Raw genomic sequence first — 18,152 nt, forward strand, 5'->3', positions numbered from 1 at the left:
GATGAAGAAGCCACCGAGCGAAGAACCGGAAGAGCGCCTCACCGTGACCCCGCCCAAGAAATGGGCGGCGGGCGTTCCCGCGGTGACGCACGCCTTGGAGTACTCCCTCGAGGAGACGTCACTCCCGCGGGCCGGAGCGGCGCTGCTGACCATGAACCAGGTCGACGGCATCGACTGCCCCGGCTGCGCCTGGGCCGACCCCTCCCCCGGCCACAGGCACCGAAACGAGTACTGCGAGAACGGCGCCAAGCACATCACCGACGAGGCGACGTCACGCCGGATCACCGCCGACTTCTTCCGCCGGCATCCGGTTTCCGAGCTGGGCCGAAGGTCCGACCTGTGGCTGAATAAACAGGGCCGACTCACCGAACCGATGGTCAAGCGGCCGCATTCGGACCACTACGAGCCGATCAGCTGGCATGACGCCCTGGAGCTGCTCTCCGGGGAGCTGCGGTCACTGGACTCGCCCGACGAGGCGGTCTTCTACACCTCGGGCCGGGTGAGCAACGAGGCTGCCTTCCTGCTGCAGCTCTTCGCCCGGGCCTTCGGCACCAACAACCTTCCCGACTGCAGCAACATGTGCCACGAGTCCAGCGGCTTCGCCCTGCACGAGACGTTGGGCACCGGCAAGGGAACGGTGAGCCTGGAGGACATCCACCACGCCGACCTGATCTTCCTGGTGGGTCAGAATCCCGGGTCCAACCATCCGCGTCAGCTCTCCGCACTGGAGCAGGCGAAGCTCAACGGCGCCCGCATCATCGCTGTGAATCCGCTGCCGGAAGCCGGGCTGCTGCGGTTCAGGAATCCGCAGAACGTTCGGGGGGTGGTCGGCAACGGTGTCGCCATCGCCGACCGGTTCCTCCAGATCCGTATCGGCGGGGACCTCGCGCTGTTCCAGGGCCTGAACCGGCTGCTGCTGGAGGCGGAGGACGCCCGGCCCGGCACCGTGCTCGACCACGACTTCATCCGCTCGGGTACCAGCGGCTTCGAGGCGTTCTCCCAACACGCCCGCACCATCGCCTGGGAAGACATCCTCTCCGCGACCGGACTGTCGCGCAACGAGATCGAGGCAGTCGGCGACGAGGTCCTGCGCAGCAGGCGCATCATCGTCTGCTGGGCCATGGGGGTGACGCAGCAGAAGCACGCGGTCCCCACCGTCAGGGAGATCGTCAACTTCCTGCTGTTGCGCGGGAACATCGGTCGGGCCGGGGCCGGCGCCTGCCCGGTGCGCGGGCACAGCAACGTGCAGGGCGATCGCACGATGGGGATCTGGGAGAGGATGCCGGATTCCTTCCTGGACGCGCTGCAGCGGGAGTTCGGCTTCGAGCCTCCTCGTGCTCACGGGCTGGACTCGGTGAGCTCGATCAGGGCCATGCTCGAAGGCCGTATCAAGGTCTTCCTCGGAGTCGCGGGCAACTTCGTGCGGGCTGCTCCGGACAGTGCGGTCACCGAGGAGGCCATGCGGCAGTGCCGCCTCACCGCCCATGTCTCCACCAAGCTCAACAGGTCCCACACGGTCTGCGGCCGGACCGCACTCATCCTGCCGACCCTGGGCCGCACCGAGGTCGACATCCAGTGCGGCGGCCAGCAGTTCGTCACCGTGGAGAATTCGATGAGCGAGGTGCACACCTCTCGTGGGCGCCTGAAGCCGGCCTCGAAGCTGCTGCTCAGCGAAGTCGCGATCCTGTGCCGCCTCGCCCGCCGGACCCTCGACGGCAAGACCGACATCCCGTGGGAGCGGTTCGAGGCCGACTACGGGACGATCCGCGAGCGAATCTCCCACGTCGTACCGGGGCTGCACGACTTCAGCCGGCGGGTGGCCCGCCCCGGCGGCATCAGGCTGCCGAACCCGGTCAACGAAGGGGTTTTCGCCACGTCCGTCGGCAAGGCCCTGTTCACCCGCAACGCCTGGGAGATGCCGCACGCCCCCGAGGGGCACCTGCTGCTGCAGACACTGCGCTCCCACGATCAGTGGAACACCGTTCCCTATACGGACGACGACCGTTACCGGGGCATCCGGGGAAGCCGTCGGGTTGTGCTGGTCGACCCGACGGACCTGGTCGAACTCGGTCTGGCCGAAGGGCAGCATGTCGACCTGGTGAGTGTGTGGGACGACGATGCGGAGCGCCGCGCGGAGGACTTCGAGGTGGTCCCCTATCCGACCGCACGCGGCTGCGCCGCCGCGTACTACCCCGAGACCAATGTCCTGGTACCGCTGGACAGTGTGGCGGACATCAGCAACCAGCCGACGTCGAAGGGAATCGTGGTCCGGCTGGAGCCCAACGGAACCGGGCCCGACCCAACGATGAGCAACTCCGGCAGGTGACGTCGTCTCCGGGCCCGGTGACGGGGGCGTCGGCGCCCCCGTCACCCTCGTTCTCCTCCTCAGCAGGGACGACGGCAGGGCGCGGTGCCGGGGCAGGCAGCGGGCGCGGCCGGGCCGGCGCGGAGCTCGCGCCGGGGCCCGGCGGGGCGGTGCCGGCTGCGCGGGCACGGCCCCGCCCCGGCCGAGTGCAGTGGGGTCTCGGGAGAACAGAAGCGCCGGTTCGTCGGGGCGTACCTGCCAGGTATCAGCTCTGCTTGTGGTCGGTGATCCAGCGGGCGGCGAGGAGACCGGACCCTGCGGTGAGGACGGCGGCGGCGATGACCGTGGCGTTCAGGCCCAGGGCGTCGCCGAGGATGCCTGCCACGAGGGCTCCGGCGGCGTAGCCGATGTCACGCCAGAAGCGGTACGTGCCAAGCGCATTGGCGCGCCAGCCGGGGTGGGCGTGGTCGGAGACCGAGGCGATCAGGGCGGGGTAGACCATGGCGGTGCCGATGCCGAGCGCGACGGCGGAGAGGATGCCCGCGAGTAGAGGACGATCGAGCAGGGCGAGGGCGAGCACGAAGCCGGCGGCCTGGACGAACATGCCGGTGACGATGAGGGGTTTGCGGCCGAGACGATCGGCGAGGTGGCCGGTGGGGATCTGCCCGAGGCCCCACAGCAGCGGATAGAGGCCCTTGATCAGGCCGACGGCGGCGAGTCCGAGACCGTGGTCGGTGAAGAGCAGCGGGAAGACGCCCCAGGTAAGGCCGTCATTGAGATTGTTGACCAGCCCGGCCTGGCTGGCGCCGCGCAGGGAGCGGTTGTGCCAGGAGGTGCGGGCGAAGGTGTGCGCCAGGCCGGTGGACCGCTCGGACGCCGTCTGCTCGGGGTGCTGGGCCGATTCGAGCGCGACGTGGGCAGCGGTGTCCCGGACGATCAGCGCGAGAACGAGGCCGGCGGCGACGAAGACCACGCCGATGAGCTCCGGGACGGGGCGCAGGCCGTAGGCGGTGGCGAGGTAGCCGGTCAGCAGTGCGGTGGCGCCGACGGCAACGTATCCGGCGGCCTCGTTCAGGCCGGTGGCAAGTCCCCGCCGGGCCGGGCCGACCAGATCGATCTTCATGTTGACGGTCATCGACCAGGTCAGACCCTGGTTCATGCCGAGCAGAACGTTCGCGGCGACGATCCAGCCCCAGGACGGCGCCCAGGCCAGGGCGAAGGGCACGGGGATGCCGATGAGCCAGCCCGCCACCAGGAGCTGCTTACGGCGGAAACGCGCCGTCAGGGCGCCCGCGGTGAGGTTGGTGAGGGCCTTCGTGAGGCCGAAGGCGATGATGAAGGAGAAGACCGCCAGGTCGCTGGTCAGGCCGAACACGTCGGTGCCGATGAGTGGGACGGTGGTGCGTTCCAGGCCGACCAGGGCGCCGACGCAGACGTTGACGACGACGAGCAGGGCGAACTGCAGCCGGTTCTCCCGCAGACCGAGGCGAACGGGCTTGGCCACGGTCCCGGTTGTCGGGTTCACACGGCGCCGCCTTCGGCAAGCCGGGTGCCGTGGGCGGCCGCATACGCGTCGGGGCTGCCGTTCAGCACCGTGACGTCGGTGTGGCCGGCGCGTTCCAGGATGCTGGCGGCGGTCATGGCCCGTTCGCCGTGGCCGCAGGCGACGACGGCGCCGCCGGGTGCGTCGGCGGCGCGGGCGGCGAGGGAGCCGAGTTCGAGGTGCAGGGCGCCGGGAACGTGCCCGGAGGCGTACTCGGCTTCCTGCCGGACGTCGATGTACGGGGCTGCCGGAGCGTGGTCGGGCGTGACGAACGCGGTGGCCGCGGTGGGGCGACCGGCCTCCTGCCAGGCGGTCGTGCCTCCCGCGAGGTGTCCGGCGAGGCGCTCGTAGCCGATCTTGTATGCCTGCCGGACGATCTCCGACAGGTCCTGGTCCTCACGGGCGACGAAGGCAAGGGGGACCTCGTCGGGCAGCAGCCAGCCGAGCCAGGTGGCGAACTGTCCGCGCAACGGGATGGAGATGGCGCCTCGGATGTGGCCTGTGGCGTAGTCGGCCGCGGGACGGACGTCGACCACGTAGCCGCCCTCGGCGAGCAGTGCGTCGACCTGGCCGGCGTCGAGGGCGGGCAGGTGCGGGGCAGCGGTCAGGACGGCGGGGCCGCGCCGGTTGACCTCGGCGAGCCGGTCGAAGTAGGCGGGATAGGTTCCCAGGCTCGCGATCAATCGGCGTACGAAGGTGTCCTCGTCGGGTGCCGCCAGCAGCGGGTTGGCCTGCTTCTCGGTGCCGATGGTGGTGATGCGCTCGGTGCCGGGCGGGGCCGAGCAGAACGAGCCCGCTCCGTGAGTGGGCCACACAGGGGTCTCGTCCGGCAGTTCGGTCAGGCGCTTGAGCGAGCGGTACTGGGCCCGGGCCAGTTCCTCCGCCCGTTCGGCACCCAGGAGGTCGGTACGGGCGGCAGAGTTCACGATCAGCGACCCGCCGGTGAACACCCCGAGCCGGCGGCTGCCGTCCATGAGCAGGAAGGACAGGTGCTCATCGGTGTGGCCGGGGGTGGCCAGGGCCCGCAGCGTCATCCCGCCCAGGTCGAACTCGTCGCCGTCCGCAAGGCCCTGGTGCTCGAAGGCGCGACGGCCGGCGGCCGAGGCCAGCACGGTCGCGCCGTAATCGTGGCCGAGCTGGACGGCGCCGGAGAGGAAGTCGGCGTGCAGGTGTGTGTCGGCCGCGTACGCGACGCGCAGGCCGCGTCGCTCGGCGGCGGCGTGCAGGGTACGCAGGTCACGGCTGGCGTCCACGGACAGGGCGCGGCCGTCGCCCAGGTCGACGAGGTAGGCGCTGTTGCCCAGCCCTTCGTCGACCAGCGGAATCAGATGGTCGTCGGCGAAGCCCACGGCAGTCCTCCAAGATCCGGTACGACGGGGGTGAAGGGTCATGTCGTCACCGCACCCGCCTTGATCTACAATATTCCATGGATTTATGGAGGATGCCATGGCGGAGACCACCCCGCACCCGAAGGCGCGGCTGTACGACGCGTTCGCGGTCAGCGGCAAGGCGCTGGCCAGCGGAAAGCGCCTGGAACTGCTCGACCTGCTCGCCCAGGGGGAGCGTACGGTCGACGCCCTGGCCAAGACGGCCGGGCTGAACCTGACGACCGCCTCTGCCCACCTGCAGACGCTCAAGCAGGCCGGGTTCGTCGCCTTCCGCCGCGAGGGCGTACGGATCCACTACCGGCTCGCGGGCGACGACGTCGCCCAGTTGTTCGCACTGCTGCGCAAGGTGGCCGAGAACCACCAGGCAGCCGTGCCTGCGGCCCGCGACGCCTACCTCGGCGAGGGCGGTGCAGCGGAAGTCACCCACGAGGAACTGCAGACGCGGATCGAGGCCGACGACGTCGTCGTGCTCGATGTGCGACCCGTGCAGGAGTACCTCGCCGGTCACATCCCCGGCGCGATCTCCATCCCGGTCGCCGAACTGGCCGACCGGGTCGACGAATTGCCCGAGGACGCCGAGATCGTCGTGTACTGCCGCGGCGAGTACTGCGTCCTCGCCCACGACGCGGTTCGGCTGCTGACCGACCGTGGTCGCCGCGCGATCCGGCTGAACGAGGGCATGCTCGAGTGGCGCCTGTCGCAGATGCCCGTCGATGCGGCAGAGCTGACGTGACCGCCCCGGCCGTCGACGGAACCGGCCTTCTCTGCGTCACCCTCATGCTGCGCCTGCGCCAGGAAATCGAGGGCTTCGAGCCGGGCACCGTCGTCCACGTCATGGCCACCGACCCCGCTGCCCCGCTCGAGCTGCCCGCCTGGTGCCACATGACCGGACACGAATACCTCGGTCCTCTCTCCGGTGACGGCCTGCCGCCGGTGTACGCCCTGCGGCTGACGGCCGACGCATGCCGCACCCGCTCCGACGCGCCGTGGCACACAGCCGGAGAATGACGTCCCACGCCACCCCGCGTGCCGCTTCGCATACCGAGCGACTGCGGACATGGCCGCGTCCTGAACGGTGGTGTCACTCGGCCGGGCGACGGAGGCCCGCGAGCCGGGCGCGGCACCTGCGACGGCTCGCCAGGTGTCAGGCGCGGGACGGGCGCAGCCCCGCCACCGCCCATGCCGCCCGCGTGGGCAGCCGGCTGAGCGCCTTCGCCGACTCCCTGCCGATCCAGCAGGCGACTGGCGTGCGCCGTCGTCGCACGCGCGAGGTCCGTCGACTCCCCTTCGAGGGGGCCACGACGCCAGGAGTACGCGCTGACGCAGAAGTCCGAGATCCGGCCGACCGGAGGATGACGCCCGACGGCCGCCGCCCTCGACTCAGGTCGGCGCCCCGCGGGTCGGACAGGCGCAGGTCCGCCCGCCGGAAGACCGCGCCGGCGGCGTCGGCCTTGCGCAGGTTCGCCTCACGGCCTCGGTGAACTCGGTCTCCCGTACCTCTGCCTCGACGAGCCGAGTGCCACACAGGTCGGTCAGAGCGCGGCGGGCCCCACGACCGGGGCGGACATCCCGGCGGTCGGGTCAGACCGTCTCCTCCGGGTGCAGGCGCCCCAGCAGCTCGTAGAGGCTGCGGCGGCCCTCGTCGTCGAGACGGTTGAAGGCCGCCGAGGTGGCCCGCATATCGGCGCGGATCACACGGACGGCCTCCAGGCCCTTTTCCGTCGCGACCACGTTCTTGATCCGCCGGTCGGCCGGGTCGAGGTGCCTGGAGACCAGCCCATGAGCCTCCAGCCGGTCGACAAGCCCGGTGATGTTGGAGGCGTCGCAGGCGAGCAGTCCTGCGAGAGCGCGCATCGGCAGTGGCTGCCGGAGCAGGATGAGCATCTTGGCCTGCGTCATGGTGAGCCCCTGCACCGCGGCCGCCGCGGCCAGGTCCCGGTAGTAGCCGGCAGCAGCGCGCGCCAGGCGCTCCAGGAGGTCGACGTGCGTGGGGTCGCTCCCCTTCGGGTCAGGGGTTTCGGGTGCCGGGTGCGGGGCGGGGGTGCGGGACATGTTCCACAGTCTAGGTGAAGCTCAAAGTTTGACTTCCTCAACCATTGATGTCTACCTTCGTCCTCGTTGCTTGAGTTCATCAAGCATCTAGCTGTTTCGAGCTGAGCCCCTTCCCCGGGCTCCGGCACCACTCCCGCCCCGCCCCGAAGAGAGCACTCGTGTCCCGAACCATTGCCCCGTCGCCCGGCCGACACCGACGTGAGATCGCGGTCGTCCTCGTCCTGAGCCTCGCCGCCATGGTCGTGTCGATGATGCAGACGCTGGTGGTCCCGATCCTGGGTCTGATCGGGACCAGCCTCGGCAGCAGTGCTGCCGAGGTCAGCTGGGTCACGACCGCGACCCTGCTCTCCGCAGCCGTCTTCACTCCCCTGCTCGGCCGCTTGGGCGACCAGCACGGGAAGAAACCGACCCTCATCGGCGTGCTGGTGGTGATGATCGCCGGCTCGGTCCTGGCGGCCACCACGGACTCGCTCTTCTGGCTGATCGTCGGCCGCGTTCTCCAGGGAGCCGCCACGGCGATCTTCCCGCTCGCGCTGTCGGTACTCCGCGAGGAGGTCTCCGCCCACCGGCTGCCCGGAGCGATGTCACTGGTCAGCGGCACCCTGGCGTTCGGCAGCGGCTTCGCGCTGGTCACCACCGGCCTGCTGACCCGCGGCGAGAACGCCGACTACCACCCCGTCTTCTGGATGGCCGCCGGGCTGGCTCTGGTGACACTCGTCGCCGTCGTCCTCCTCGTACCGGCAAGCCGCGCCAAGACCGGAGGGCGCACCGACATCCTCGGCGCCCTCACCCTCGGGCTCTTCCTGGTCCTGCTGCTGCTGCCGATCTCCCAGGGCCACGAGTGGGGCTGGACCTCCGCCCGCACTCTGGGCAGCTTCACGGGAGCGGTCGTCATGGCCGGTGTCTGGGCCTTCGCCGAGAACCGCGTGCGCGAACCGCTGGTCGACATGAGGATGTTCCTCCATCGCCCGGTGCTGTTCAGCAATCTCGCGGGCCTCTTCGTCGGATTCGGGATGTTCGCCCAGTTCCTCGGCGTCTCCTATCTGGCGCAGATACCGCAGGACATCGCGGGCTACGGCTTCGGCGCATCCGTTCTCCGCGCCTCGGTCGAGTACCTGCTGCCCAGCACGATCGCCTCCCTCGTCGCCGCCCAGTTCGGCGGCCTGCTGATCCGCAGGATCGGCCCACGCCTCACCCTCGCGCTCAGCGCGGTGATCGGCACCGCCGGCTTCGCGTGGCTGGCCACCGCTCACTCCTCGACCGCCTCCGTGATCGGCGCCGGAATGGCCGTCGGAACGGCGATCAGCCTCGGCTACGCCGCAATGCCCGCGCTGATCGTCGCGGGCGTGCCGCCCCACCAGACCGGTGTCGCCAACGGAATCAACTCCATCTCCCGCTCGGTCGGAAGCTCGATCGGCAGTGCGCTGATCACAACGCTGCTCGCCTCCCGGACCATCGAGAACCTTCCGGCCGGAGTGCCCCCGCTGCCTGCCGAGAGCCAGTTCACCCTGAGTTTCACCATCGCCGGTGCCGCCTTCGCCTCCGTCCTCGCCATCGCACTGCTCGGCCTGAAGCGGCAGCGGCAGGCGCCCCGTGCGGAACACCGGCCCGCCGCCGAGCGGGCCCCCGCGCCGGCTGCCGCCACCGCGGCTGCCTGACGACCCACCCGATCCGTACCACCGCGATCTGCACCACCGCACGACCGCACCACCACAGCAAGGAGCACCACCATGAAGGCCATCACCTACCGCACCTTCGGCGGCCCGGACGTCCTGGAGTACGGCGACGTCCCGAACCCGAAGCTCGCCCCGGACGCCGTACTGGTCCGCGTGAAGGCCGCCTCCGTCAACCCGGTCGACTGGAAGATCCAGGCCGGATACCTGGACGGCGTCATGGACACCGTCTTTCCCGTCATCCCCGGCTGGGACGTGGCAGGCGTCGTCGAAGAGGCCGGTGTCTCGGTCACCGAGTTCGCCCCGGGCGACGAAGTGATCGGCTACGTCCGTGAGGACTTCGTCTCTCGCGGCACCTTCGCCGAATACGTCGCCGCCCCGATCCGTACGCTCGCCCGCAAGCCCGCCAACCTCTCCTTCGAGGAGGCCGCAGGCATCCCGCTGGCAGGTCTCACCGCCTACCAGGCGCTGACCCGCGCCCTGCACGTGGGCAGCGGCGACACCGTACTGGTGCACGCCGCGGCAGGTGGGGTCGGCTCCTTGGCCGTACAGATCGCCCGAGCGCTCGGCGCCCGGGTCATCGGCACGGCAAGCGAGTACAACCACGACTACCTGCGCGGGCTCGGCGCCGAGCCGGTCGCCTACGGCGAGGGCCTCACCGACCGCGTCAAGGCACTGGCGCCGCAGGGTGTGAACGCCGTGCTCGATCTGATCGGCGGCGAAGCCCTGAAGCTCTCCCCCGAGTTGCTCGCCGAAGGCGGCCGCCTGGCCTCCGTCGCGGACGGCGCGGTCCTCGGCCTCGGGGGCCGGTACGTCTTCGTACGGCCCGACGCCGCGGACCTCGAGGCGCTCACCGTCCTCGCGGAGCGGGGGCAGCTGCGCGTGGACGTGGCCGCGACATTCCCGCTCGCGCAGACCGCTGACGCACAGCGGCTCAACCAGGAGGGTCACACCCGCGGCAAGGTGATCGTCACGATCGGCTGAGCCACCCACTGCCCGCACGCCATCACCGGCACACCCCCTGCCGGACGAGAAGACCCCCACCACCGCGCGACGCGCGCACCTCCCGAAGGAGACAGTTGTGACCGCAGTTCTGTTCGTCGTCACCGGTTCCGACCACTGGACACTCGCCGACGGCACCCTGCACCCCACCGGCTACTGGGCCGAGGAACTCGCCACACCGCACCGGCTGTTGCGCGAGGCGGGGTTCGACGTCACCGTCGCCACGCCCGGCGGCATCACTCCGACCGTCGACGCCGTCAGCCTTGCCGCCGAGTCCACCGGCGGCAAGGAGCAGGCCGACGCCATCGCCGCGTACCTGGCTTCCATCCGCGCCGACCTGGAGAACCCGGTCAAGCTCGAGGAGGTGGACCTCGACGCGTACGCCGCCGTCCTCTACCCCGGTGGCCACGGCCCCATGGAGGACCTCGCCGTCGACGCCGCCTCCGGCCGCCTCATCACCGCGGCGCTGGACTCGGGCAAGCCGCTCGCGGTGCTGTGCCACGCCCCCGCCGCCCTGCTCGCCGCCCGGCGCGAGGACGGCAGCTGGCCGTTCGCCGGCTACCGCATGACCGGCTTCACCAACGCCGAGGAGACCATGGCCGGCTTCGCCGACAAGGCCACATGGCTGCTCCAGGACCGCCTGGTGGAACTCGGCGCCGACTTCCACGCCGCTTCCCCGTTCACCGCGCACGTCGTGGCCGACCGCAACCTGCACACCGGCCAGAACCCCGCCTCCTCCGAGCAGCTCGCCAGGAACATCATCGACATCCTGAACCGCGGCTGATCCCCCTGCCGACGCCGGCGCCGGGCCTGCCCCGCGGCGGCCCGGCGCCCCCGTCCACGTACCGCACCTGTGAGGGAACCATGAACAACCCTGCGCCCGAGCAGCCCGCCGAACTCGTCGCCCGGCTGCGCGCCACCTTCCGCAGCGGCACCACCAAGCCCGTGGCCTGGCGTACCGGGCAGCTGCACCGGATGCGTACCCTGCTCACCGAACAGGGGGAGACATTCGCCGCGGCGCTCCACGCCGATCTGGGAAAGAGCTCCACCGAGGCCTACCGCACGGAGATCGACTTCGTCATACGCGAGATCGACCACACCCTGGAGCATCTCGACGACTGGCTGCGTCCCGAACAGGCCCCGGTCCCCGCGTTCATCGGAGAGGCAAGTGCCTGGACGCAGTACGACCCCCTGGGCGTCGTGCTGGTCATCGCCCCCTGGAACTACCCGGCGCAGCTCCTGCTGGCCCCGATGGCCGGGGCCCTGGCCGCGGGCAACGCGGTGGTCGCCAAGCCCAGCGAACTGGCCCCGGCCACGTCCGCCGCCCTGGCCCGCCTCCTGCCGCAGTACCTCGACACCGACGCGGTCGCCGTCGTCGAAGGCGGAGTCCCGGAGACCACCGCCCTGCTCGAGCAGCGCTTCGACCACATCCTCTACACCGGCAACGGCACGGTCGGCCGCATCGTGATGGCCGCGGCAGCCCGGCACCTCACCCCCGTCACCCTCGAACTCGGCGGGAAGTCCCCGGCGTTCGTGGACCGGGGCACCGATCTGGACACCGTCGCCGCCCGCCTCGCGGCCGGGAAGTTCCTCAACGCCGGACAGACCTGTGTCGCGCCCGACTACGTCCTCACCGACCCCGAGACCGCACGCGCTCTGGAGGGAGCCCTGGCCAAGGCGGTGGAGGGCCTGTACGGACCGGACGCGTCCGCCTCCCCGGAGTACGGCCGTATCGTCAACGAACGCCACTTCGACCGGCTGACCGCCCTCCTCGATTCCGGCCGCCGCGTCACCGGCGGGCCGTACGACCGGGACTCCAAGTACATCGCGCCGACCGTCCTGGCCGAGGTGTCACCGGACGCACCCGTCATGCAGGAGGAGATCTTCGGCCCGATCCTCCCGATCGTCGAGGTGGCCGGACTCGACGAGGCCATCGACTTCATCAACGACCGCGACAAGCCGCTGGCCCTCTACGCGTTCACCGAATCGGACACCACCCGGGAGCGGCTCGCCGCCGAAACCTCCTCGGGCGGCCTCGGATTCGGCCTGCCGCTGGCCCATCTCACCATCTCCGACCTGCCGTTCGGCGGCGTCGGCGAAAGCGGCACGGGCAGCTACCACGGCCGCTACTCCATCGAGACCTTCAGCCACCGCAAAGCCGTCCTCGCCAAGCCGCTCAGCTGATCCCCCTCCAGCCACGCAGTGAACACGACAGAAAGAGACGTCCCCACCATGAGCGCCCTACCCACCACCAGCCGTGAATGGCACCTGGTCGCCCGCCCCAACGGCGTGCCCCGGCCGCAGGACTTCGCCCTGCGCGAGGTTCCCGTCGCCGAGCCCGGCTCCGGTCAGATCCTGGTACGCAACCTGCACTTGTCGGTCGACCCGTACATGCGCGGACGGATGAACGACGTGAAGTCCTACGTCCCTCCCTTCCAGCTGAACCAGCCGATGGACGGGGGTGCGGTCGGCGTCGTCGTCGCCGTGGGCGACGACTCCGCCGCAGGCCCCATCGCAGTGGGTGATCACGTCCTGCATGGGCTCGGCTGGCGGGAGTACGCGCTCCTCGACGCGGCGAACGCTGTGAAGGTCGACGCCGGGAACGCTCCGCTGAGCACGTACCTCGGTGTCCTCGGCATGCCCGGACTGACTGCCTACGCGGGCCTGCTGCGCGTGGCGGAGTTCCACGAGGGCGACACCGTCTTCGTCTCCGGCGCGGCCGGTGCGGTCGGCAGCAAGGTCGGGCAGATCGCCCGGCTCAAGGGCGCCAAGCGGGTCATCGGCAGCGCCGGCTCGGACGAGAAGGTCGAACTACTCCTCACCAAGTACGGCTTCGACGCCGCCTTCAACTACAAGAAGGCGCCGGTGGCCGAGCAGCTCAAGGCCGCGGCCCCGGACGGCATCGACGTCTACTTCGACAACGTCGGCGGCGACCACCTCGAGGCCGCGATCGGCGCCCTCAACGTGCACGGCCGCGCGGCGCTGTGCGGGGCCATCGCCCAGTACAACGCCACCGAGCCGCCCACCGGCCCGCGCAACCTCGTGGTCGCCATCGGCAAGCGCCTGACCTTGCGCGGTCTGCTGGTCTCGGACCACAACGACCTGCAGCAGCAGTTCGTGGAGGAGGTCGGCGGCTGGATCCGCGACGGGAAGCTCCACTACGAGGAGACCGTCGTGGAAGGCATCGAGAAAAACGTCGAGGCATTCCTCGGCATGCTCCGCGGCGACAACACCGGCAAGATGCTCGTCACCCTGCCGACACGGGCCGCAGTCGACAACTGACCGTCGCGGGCGGACTGCACGGCAGAGTCAGCACTCTCCTCAGCGCGCGGGCCCCGGGCTCCTGGGACCGGGCTCTGGGCTGTGCGGGCCGGCCCCCGCGCAGCGGGCCGGCCCCCGCGCAGCGCGGCGGCCCGGCTGCGACTCCTCCTGGAGGGGTCGCAGCCGGGCCGCCGCCTCATCGCCGGGTCCGCGTCTGTGGTGGGGGCGTCAGTTGAATGTTCCACCCTCCCCTGCCAGCCGCATCAGCAACGGCGAGGGCTCCCAACCGTCATCTGCGTGGAATCGCCTGAGCCCGGAGAGGACATGTGCGGCACCCACCGTGTCGGCGTAGAACATCGGTCCGCCGCGGTACCTCGGGAAGCCGTACCCCGCGATGTAGACGACGTCGATGTCCGAGGCACGTAGGGCTATGCCTTCGTCGAGGATGCGCGCGCCCTCGTCGATGAGTGCGAAGACGAGGCGCTGCACGATCTCATCCGCCTCGAAGGGGCGGAGCTCGGTGCCATGCTTGGCGTGGAATGAGGCCAGCAGCTCTTCAACGACAGGGCTCGGGCTCGCCTCTCGGCTGCCGGGCGCGTAGTCGTACCACCCGGCGCCGGCCTTCTGCCCGAACCGGCCCATTTCACACAGGGCATCGGAGATCTCCTCCCGGGGCATGCCGGGGTCCTCCGCGTAGCACCTCTTGCGGATCGCCCATCCGATGTCGTTGCCCGCCAGGTCGGCCGTCCGGAACGGGCCCATGGCGAAGCCGAAGTGCTCTGCGGCGGAATCGATCTCGGCCGGTGTCGCGCCCGCGCGGAGGAGTGCCGTCGCCGCATCCCCGTACTTGGCGATCATCCGGTTGCCGATGAAGCCGTCGCACACCCCGGCCACCACGCCGGTCTTGCCGATCCGCTGTCCCACCGCCATGGCAGTGACCAGCACCTCGTCCGAGGTCTTGGCCCCGCGCACGATCTCCAGCAGTTTCATGACATTCGCCGGACTGAAGAAGTGCATGCCGAGGACATCCCCGGGGCGCCCGGTCACCGCGGCGATCGCATCGATGTCGAGGGTCGAGGTGTTCGACGCCAGAATCGCGCCGGGTTTCGCCACCTCATCGAGCCTGGTGAACACCGAACGCTTGACGTCCATGTCCTCGAAGGCCGCCTCGATGACCAGGTCGCTGTCCGACACGTCCGCATAGTCCAGCGTCGGCGTCAGGAGCGCCATGCGCTGCTCCAGCCCGTCGGCCGTCAACTTGCCCCTGTCCACCTGATGTTGGTAATTGCGGCGCATGCCGTCCAAGCCGCGGTCGAGCGCCTCCTGACTGCTCTCCACGACGGTGACCGGAATCCCCGCGCCCAGAAAGGTCATCGCGATGCCGCCACCCATCGTTCCGGCACCGATGACTGCCACCTTGTCCACCGTCCGTGCCGGCGTCCCGGGCCGGACGTCGGGGACCTTGCGGGCGGCCCGCTCGGCGAAGAAGGCATGGCGCAACGCGGCCGACTGCTCGCCGTTCATCAGCTCCAGGAATGTACTGCCCTCCTCGGCCAGGCCTTCCTCGAACGGTGTGGTTCCCGCCTTCTCGACGAGTGCCAGAGCCTCCGCGGGTGCCACGAATCCGCGGCTGCGCCGGCGCAGGCGCTCGCGTGTCGCACCTGCCGCGGCCGCGTCGTCGCGTCCGACGCTCAGGTCCCGGACCCGAGGGAGCGGCCGTACCGCGGCGACCTCGACCGCGAGTTCCGTCGCCGCCGCAATCACGTCACCGTCCACGATCCGATCGAACAGCCGTTGGCCCGGGAGCTCGGAGAGCTCCCGGGCCCTACGAGGTGCCCCGCCACTGATCATGTCCGCCGCGACGTCGGCTCCCACGACACGGGGCAGCCGCTGCGTGCCGCCGGCGCCGGGGACCAGACCGAGATGCACCTCGGGGAGGCCGATCCTGCTGCTCGATGTCGCGACCCGATAGTGGGCGCCCAGCGCAAGTTCCAGACCGCCGCCCAAACAGGTGCCGTCGATCGCCGCCACGACCGGCTTGCCGGCGTTCTCCAGGGCCGCGATGACGTCGCCGAGGCTCGGTGCGGCGGTGGTCCTGGCGGTCCCGAACTCCGAGATGTCGGCCCCGGCCGAGAAGGATCCCTCGCGGCCGGTGAGCACGACGGCATCGACATCGGCGGAGTCCAGGGCACGCTGCAGACCCTGCACGATGCCCTTCCGCGTTGCGTGCCCGAGCCCGTTGACCGGAGGGTTGTCGATGCGGAGGATCGCTGTGCGTCCGGTGACGCTGTAGTGGGTCGACATGCCTGGCACCACTTCCTGGATTAGTTGATCAACGGATGTCGGCGACGGTCGGGCCCGGGGGATTACGGAACGCGCGCTGAGGCGTGCGCACCACGCGCCCCTTCTTCTGCTTCGCGGCCCGCCATCGACCGGGGCCGGTCGAAGCGCATGAGTCCCTCCTGCGCGACGGCAGCGACCAGACGCCCGCCAGTGTCGAACAGCCTTCCGCGGGTGAGCGCCCGGCCCTGCTCGGCCGAAGGGGAGACCTGGTCGTACAGCAGCCACTCGTCCGCGCGGAAGGGACGCAGGAACCACAGCGAGTGGTCCAACGACGCACCCTGTACGGCGGTTCGGGGATGTGGCAGCCGCGCGGATCCCAGCAGCGCCATGTCGCTGAGATAGGTCAGTGCGCAGGCGTGGACGGCACCGTCATCCGGCAGCGGACGTCCGTACCGGATCCACACCCGCTGGCAGGCCGGCGCCTCCGGAACGTGGCCGATCTCCCCCCTGGGCACCCATCGCATCTCCCAGTGGCGCCACTCCGCGGGCCGCGGCATGCTCCAGCCGCTGATGCGGTCGGACTCCGGGATGTCGTCAGGTGCCGGCACCGCCGGCATGTCCACCTGGTGGGAGAACCCTTCGTCCCCGCGATGGAACGAGGCCGTCATCGTGAAGATCGCCTCCCCCGCCTGGACTGCGGTCACGCGGCGGGTGCAGAAGCTGCCACCGTCGCGGAGCCGCTCGACCGAAAAGTCCGTCGGCTCGTGCGGACGGCCGGGCAGCAGAAAGTAGCCGTGCAGCGAGTGAGCCGAGTACGACCGGTCGAGGGTGCGCGCCGTGGCCATCAGCGACTGGGCGGCGATCTGGCCACCGAACGTCCGCGCCCACTCGCTGGGGATGGGGCCGGACCGGAACCGGTCCGGCCCCATCTCGTCGAGGGCCAGGATCTCTGGCAGGCCGGCCATCCTTCAGCTCCTCTTGCTCGTCACGCGGACGTCGCCCCGCGCAGTTCGCGGCGCAGGATCTTGCCGCTGGTGGTCTTGGGCAGCTCGTCTTGGATGCTGACGGTCCGAGGGGCCTTGTAGGCGGCCAGGTGCTCGCGGCAGTAGGCGACCAGCTCGTCGGGCTCGGCAGATCCGCCGGGCCTCAGGCTGACGAAGGCCGCCACGGTCTCACCGCGGTAGGGGTCGGGCACACCGACCACGGCGGCCTCGCGCACCGCCGGGTGCCGGTAGAGAACGTCCTCGACCTCGCGAGGCCACACCTTGAACCCGGAGGCATTGATCATGTCCTTCTTGCGGTCGACCACGTACACCCAGCCCTGCCGGTCCATGAAGCCGACATCGCCGGTGAGCAGCCGCCCGTTCGGGATCGACTCCGCGGTGGCCTCGGGCCTGTTCCAGTACGCGGGCACCACCATGGGGCCTTCGACCGCGATCTCGCCGACCTCGTGCGGTCCCAGGTCCCTGCCGTCCTCGCCGACGATACGGACGATCGCGGTGGGAAGGGGCAGGCCGATCGACAAGGTGCCCGAGTCGGGATCCACGGGTGCCTCGCTGCCCGCGGGCACCACCACGCAAGGGGCGCTGGTCTCTGTGAGCCCGTAGCCGTTGCGGATGTACAGTCCCGTCTGCTCGTGGAACCGCTCGACGACCGCGGGCGGCAGCGGGGCGCCGCCGGAGTTGAGAGTCCTGAGCGAGGCGAACGCCTCGGCGGAGTAGTCGGGATGTGCCATCAGCGCCATGTACGCGGTGGACGGCCCGACCATGTACGCGGGCCGTTCCCGCTTCAGCGCGTCGATCACCACCCCCGGCTCGAAGCGGTGGGCGAGTACCAGAGGGCTCGCCAGGTCGACCGCGTTGAGCAGTTGGACGACCATGCCGGTGATGTGGAACAGCGGGGCCAGCGCGAAGATCGGCGAACCCGGGGGGATCTCGTCGTACAGCCTCAACAGGACCGCGTTGACGGTCAGGTTGCGATGGGTGTTGGTCGCCCCCTTCGGCAGTCCGCTGGTGCCGGAGGTGTAGGAGATCAACGCGATGTCGTCGGGTGTCAGCCCGGGATGGGCGGGTCGCCGCCCCACCCGTGCCTTCGCCACGTCGAGGACATCGTCCGCGCCCTCGCTGCGCTGCCGGGTCAGGCCGGCGAAGACGCGTGGGTCGTCCAGGGTTTGCAGGTCCAGCGGGCAGGCGGTGAGCGCTGTCGTCACCCCCGCGGCGGTGGCCCGCTCACGGACGTGCTCCGACCAGGCCTGCTCGTCGCACACGATCGCCGACACCCCCGCGTCGGTGAGGATGTGCGCGAGTTCGTCCCGGTACATCGGGTTGAGCGGTACGACTGTGCCGCCCGCCTTCCAGGCACCGAACAGCGCCAGCACGAACTGCGGGATGTTCTGCAGGTACAGCGCCAGCCGGTCGCCGGGACGGAAGCCGCGCTCGAGCAGGTAGTGCGCCACCCCGTCGGAGAGCTCGTCCACTTCCCGGTAGGTCAGGGTTCCACCGAGGTAGGTGGTGGCAGGGCTGTCGGGGGCGGCGGCCACCGCGTCGGCCAGCAGTTCCAGCGTGGTGCGGTGGCGGACCGGTTCCACCTCCGCCATCCGTTCGGGGTACTGCGCCGTCCACGGCCTGTCGTCGAACCAGCTCATC

15 protein-coding genes are annotated in these 18,152 nt (G+C 70.4%); 8 read left to right on the top strand and 7 right to left on the bottom strand.

Annotated features, from left to right (window positions below; translation table 11 throughout):
- Position 1 precedes the first annotated feature (1 nt).
- Positions 2–2,326: an FdhF/YdeP family oxidoreductase gene (locus IE198_RS20595; RefSeq protein WP_189888709.1), complete on the top strand. Its 2,325-nt coding sequence runs from the start codon at positions 2–4 to the stop codon at positions 2,324–2,326.
- Between the two features lie 244 nt (positions 2,327–2,570).
- On the opposite strand, the gene IE198_RS20600 is transcribed toward IE198_RS20595, so the two are convergent.
- Both IE198_RS20600 and IE198_RS20605 read right to left on the bottom strand, forming a co-directional pair.
- Entirely contained in the window at positions 2,571–3,830 is a 1,260-nt protein-coding gene (locus IE198_RS20600; protein ID WP_189888711.1) for an MFS transporter, read from the bottom strand.
- A complete protein-coding gene (locus IE198_RS20605) occupies positions 3,827–5,197 on the bottom strand; it encodes an MBL fold metallo-hydrolase (protein WP_229834142.1) in 1,371 nt (456 codons plus the stop codon). Before IE198_RS20605 ends, IE198_RS20600 begins: the two co-directional genes overlap by 4 nt.
- 97 nt (positions 5,198–5,294) lie before the next feature.
- Here IE198_RS20605 and IE198_RS20610 point away from each other — a divergent pair, with 97 nt between their 5' ends.
- Positions 5,295–5,969: an ArsR/SmtB family transcription factor gene (locus tag IE198_RS20610; protein ID WP_229834144.1), complete on the top strand. Its 675-nt coding sequence runs from the start codon at positions 5,295–5,297 to the stop codon at positions 5,967–5,969.
- Positions 5,966–6,244, top strand: coding sequence for a sulfurtransferase TusA family protein (locus IE198_RS20615; RefSeq protein WP_308426837.1), 279 nt, complete (start codon positions 5,966–5,968; stop codon positions 6,242–6,244). The genes IE198_RS20610 and IE198_RS20615 overlap by 4 nt, the downstream gene beginning before the upstream one ends.
- Before the next feature lie 136 nt (positions 6,245–6,380).
- On the opposite strand, the gene IE198_RS35370 is transcribed toward IE198_RS20615, so the two are convergent.
- The gene (locus IE198_RS35370; RefSeq protein ID WP_229834146.1) at positions 6,381–6,761 is read right to left on the bottom strand and encodes a pentapeptide repeat-containing protein; all 381 of its coding nucleotides are present in this window, start codon (positions 6,759–6,761) and stop codon (positions 6,381–6,383) included.
- A 56-nt stretch (positions 6,762–6,817) separates the two neighbouring features.
- On the bottom strand, positions 6,818–7,288 hold the full coding sequence (locus IE198_RS36150) for a MarR family winged helix-turn-helix transcriptional regulator (protein ID WP_189888717.1): 471 nt from the start codon (positions 7,286–7,288) through the stop codon (positions 6,818–6,820).
- Between the two features lie 158 nt (positions 7,289–7,446).
- On the opposite strand from IE198_RS36150, the gene IE198_RS20625 reads away from it, so the two are divergent.
- The 5 genes from IE198_RS20625 (at position 7,447) to IE198_RS20645 (ending at position 13,245) form a co-directional block, all read left to right on the top strand.
- Complete coding sequence (locus IE198_RS20625; RefSeq protein WP_229834148.1) at positions 7,447–8,946, top strand: MFS transporter; 1,500 nt, start codon at positions 7,447–7,449, stop codon at positions 8,944–8,946.
- Positions 8,947–9,018: 72 nt separating this feature from the next.
- A complete protein-coding gene (locus IE198_RS20630; RefSeq protein WP_189888719.1) occupies positions 9,019–9,945 on the top strand; it encodes an NADP-dependent oxidoreductase in 927 nt (308 codons plus the stop codon).
- A gap of 97 nt (positions 9,946–10,042) precedes the next feature.
- Entirely contained in the window at positions 10,043–10,747 is a 705-nt protein-coding gene (locus IE198_RS20635; protein WP_189888721.1) for a type 1 glutamine amidotransferase domain-containing protein, read from the top strand.
- A gap of 80 nt (positions 10,748–10,827) precedes the next feature.
- The gene (locus IE198_RS20640) at positions 10,828–12,147 is read left to right on the top strand and encodes an aldehyde dehydrogenase family protein (RefSeq protein WP_189888723.1); all 1,320 of its coding nucleotides are present in this window, start codon (positions 10,828–10,830) and stop codon (positions 12,145–12,147) included.
- A gap of 48 nt (positions 12,148–12,195) precedes the next feature.
- Positions 12,196–13,245, top strand: coding sequence for an NADP-dependent oxidoreductase (locus IE198_RS20645; RefSeq protein ID WP_189888725.1), 1,050 nt, complete (start codon positions 12,196–12,198; stop codon positions 13,243–13,245).
- A 207-nt stretch (positions 13,246–13,452) separates the two neighbouring features.
- Here IE198_RS20645 and IE198_RS20650 read toward each other — a convergent pair whose 3' ends face one another.
- The 3 genes from IE198_RS20650 to IE198_RS20660 form a co-directional block, all read right to left on the bottom strand.
- Complete coding sequence (locus IE198_RS20650; protein WP_189888727.1) at positions 13,453–15,528, bottom strand: 3-hydroxyacyl-CoA dehydrogenase NAD-binding domain-containing protein; 2,076 nt, start codon at positions 15,526–15,528, stop codon at positions 13,453–13,455.
- 62 nt (positions 15,529–15,590) lie between these two features.
- Complete coding sequence (locus tag IE198_RS20655; protein ID WP_189888729.1) at positions 15,591–16,472, bottom strand: acyl-CoA thioesterase; 882 nt, start codon at positions 16,470–16,472, stop codon at positions 15,591–15,593.
- A gap of 20 nt (positions 16,473–16,492) precedes the next feature.
- Positions 16,493–18,151 (bottom strand): AMP-binding protein, encoded by a 1,659-nt coding sequence (locus IE198_RS20660; protein ID WP_189888731.1) that lies wholly within the window; start codon positions 18,149–18,151, stop codon positions 16,493–16,495.
- Position 18,152 lies beyond the last annotated feature (1 nt).

This window comes from Streptomyces xantholiticus, from assembly GCF_014651015.1.
Taxonomy (GTDB): Bacteria; Actinomycetota; Actinomycetes; order Streptomycetales; family Streptomycetaceae; genus Streptomyces; species Streptomyces xantholiticus.

Bases quoted from the DNA above. Each gene is read 5' to 3' on its own strand.
- IE198_RS20595 (WP_189888709.1), top strand. From the start codon at position 2: ATGAAGAAGCCACCGAGCGAAGAACCGGAAGAGCGCCTCACCGTGACC.
- IE198_RS20610 (WP_229834144.1), top strand. From the start codon at position 5,295: ATGGCGGAGACCACCCCGCACCCGAAGGCGCGGCTGTACGACGCGTTC.
- IE198_RS36150 (WP_189888717.1), bottom strand. From the start codon at position 7,288: ATGTCCCGCACCCCCGCCCCGCACCCGGCACCCGAAACCCCTGACCCG.
- IE198_RS20630 (WP_189888719.1), top strand. From the start codon at position 9,019: ATGAAGGCCATCACCTACCGCACCTTCGGCGGCCCGGACGTCCTGGAG.
- IE198_RS20640 (WP_189888723.1), top strand. From the start codon at position 10,828: ATGAACAACCCTGCGCCCGAGCAGCCCGCCGAACTCGTCGCCCGGCTG.
- IE198_RS20645 (WP_189888725.1), top strand. From the start codon at position 12,196: ATGAGCGCCCTACCCACCACCAGCCGTGAATGGCACCTGGTCGCCCGC.
- IE198_RS20650 (WP_189888727.1), bottom strand. From the start codon at position 15,528: ATGTCGACCCACTACAGCGTCACCGGACGCACAGCGATCCTCCGCATC.
- IE198_RS20655 (WP_189888729.1), bottom strand. From the start codon at position 16,472: ATGGCCGGCCTGCCAGAGATCCTGGCCCTCGACGAGATGGGGCCGGAC.
- IE198_RS20660 (WP_189888731.1), bottom strand. From the start codon at position 18,151: ATGAGCTGGTTCGACGACAGGCCGTGGACGGCGCAGTACCCCGAACGG.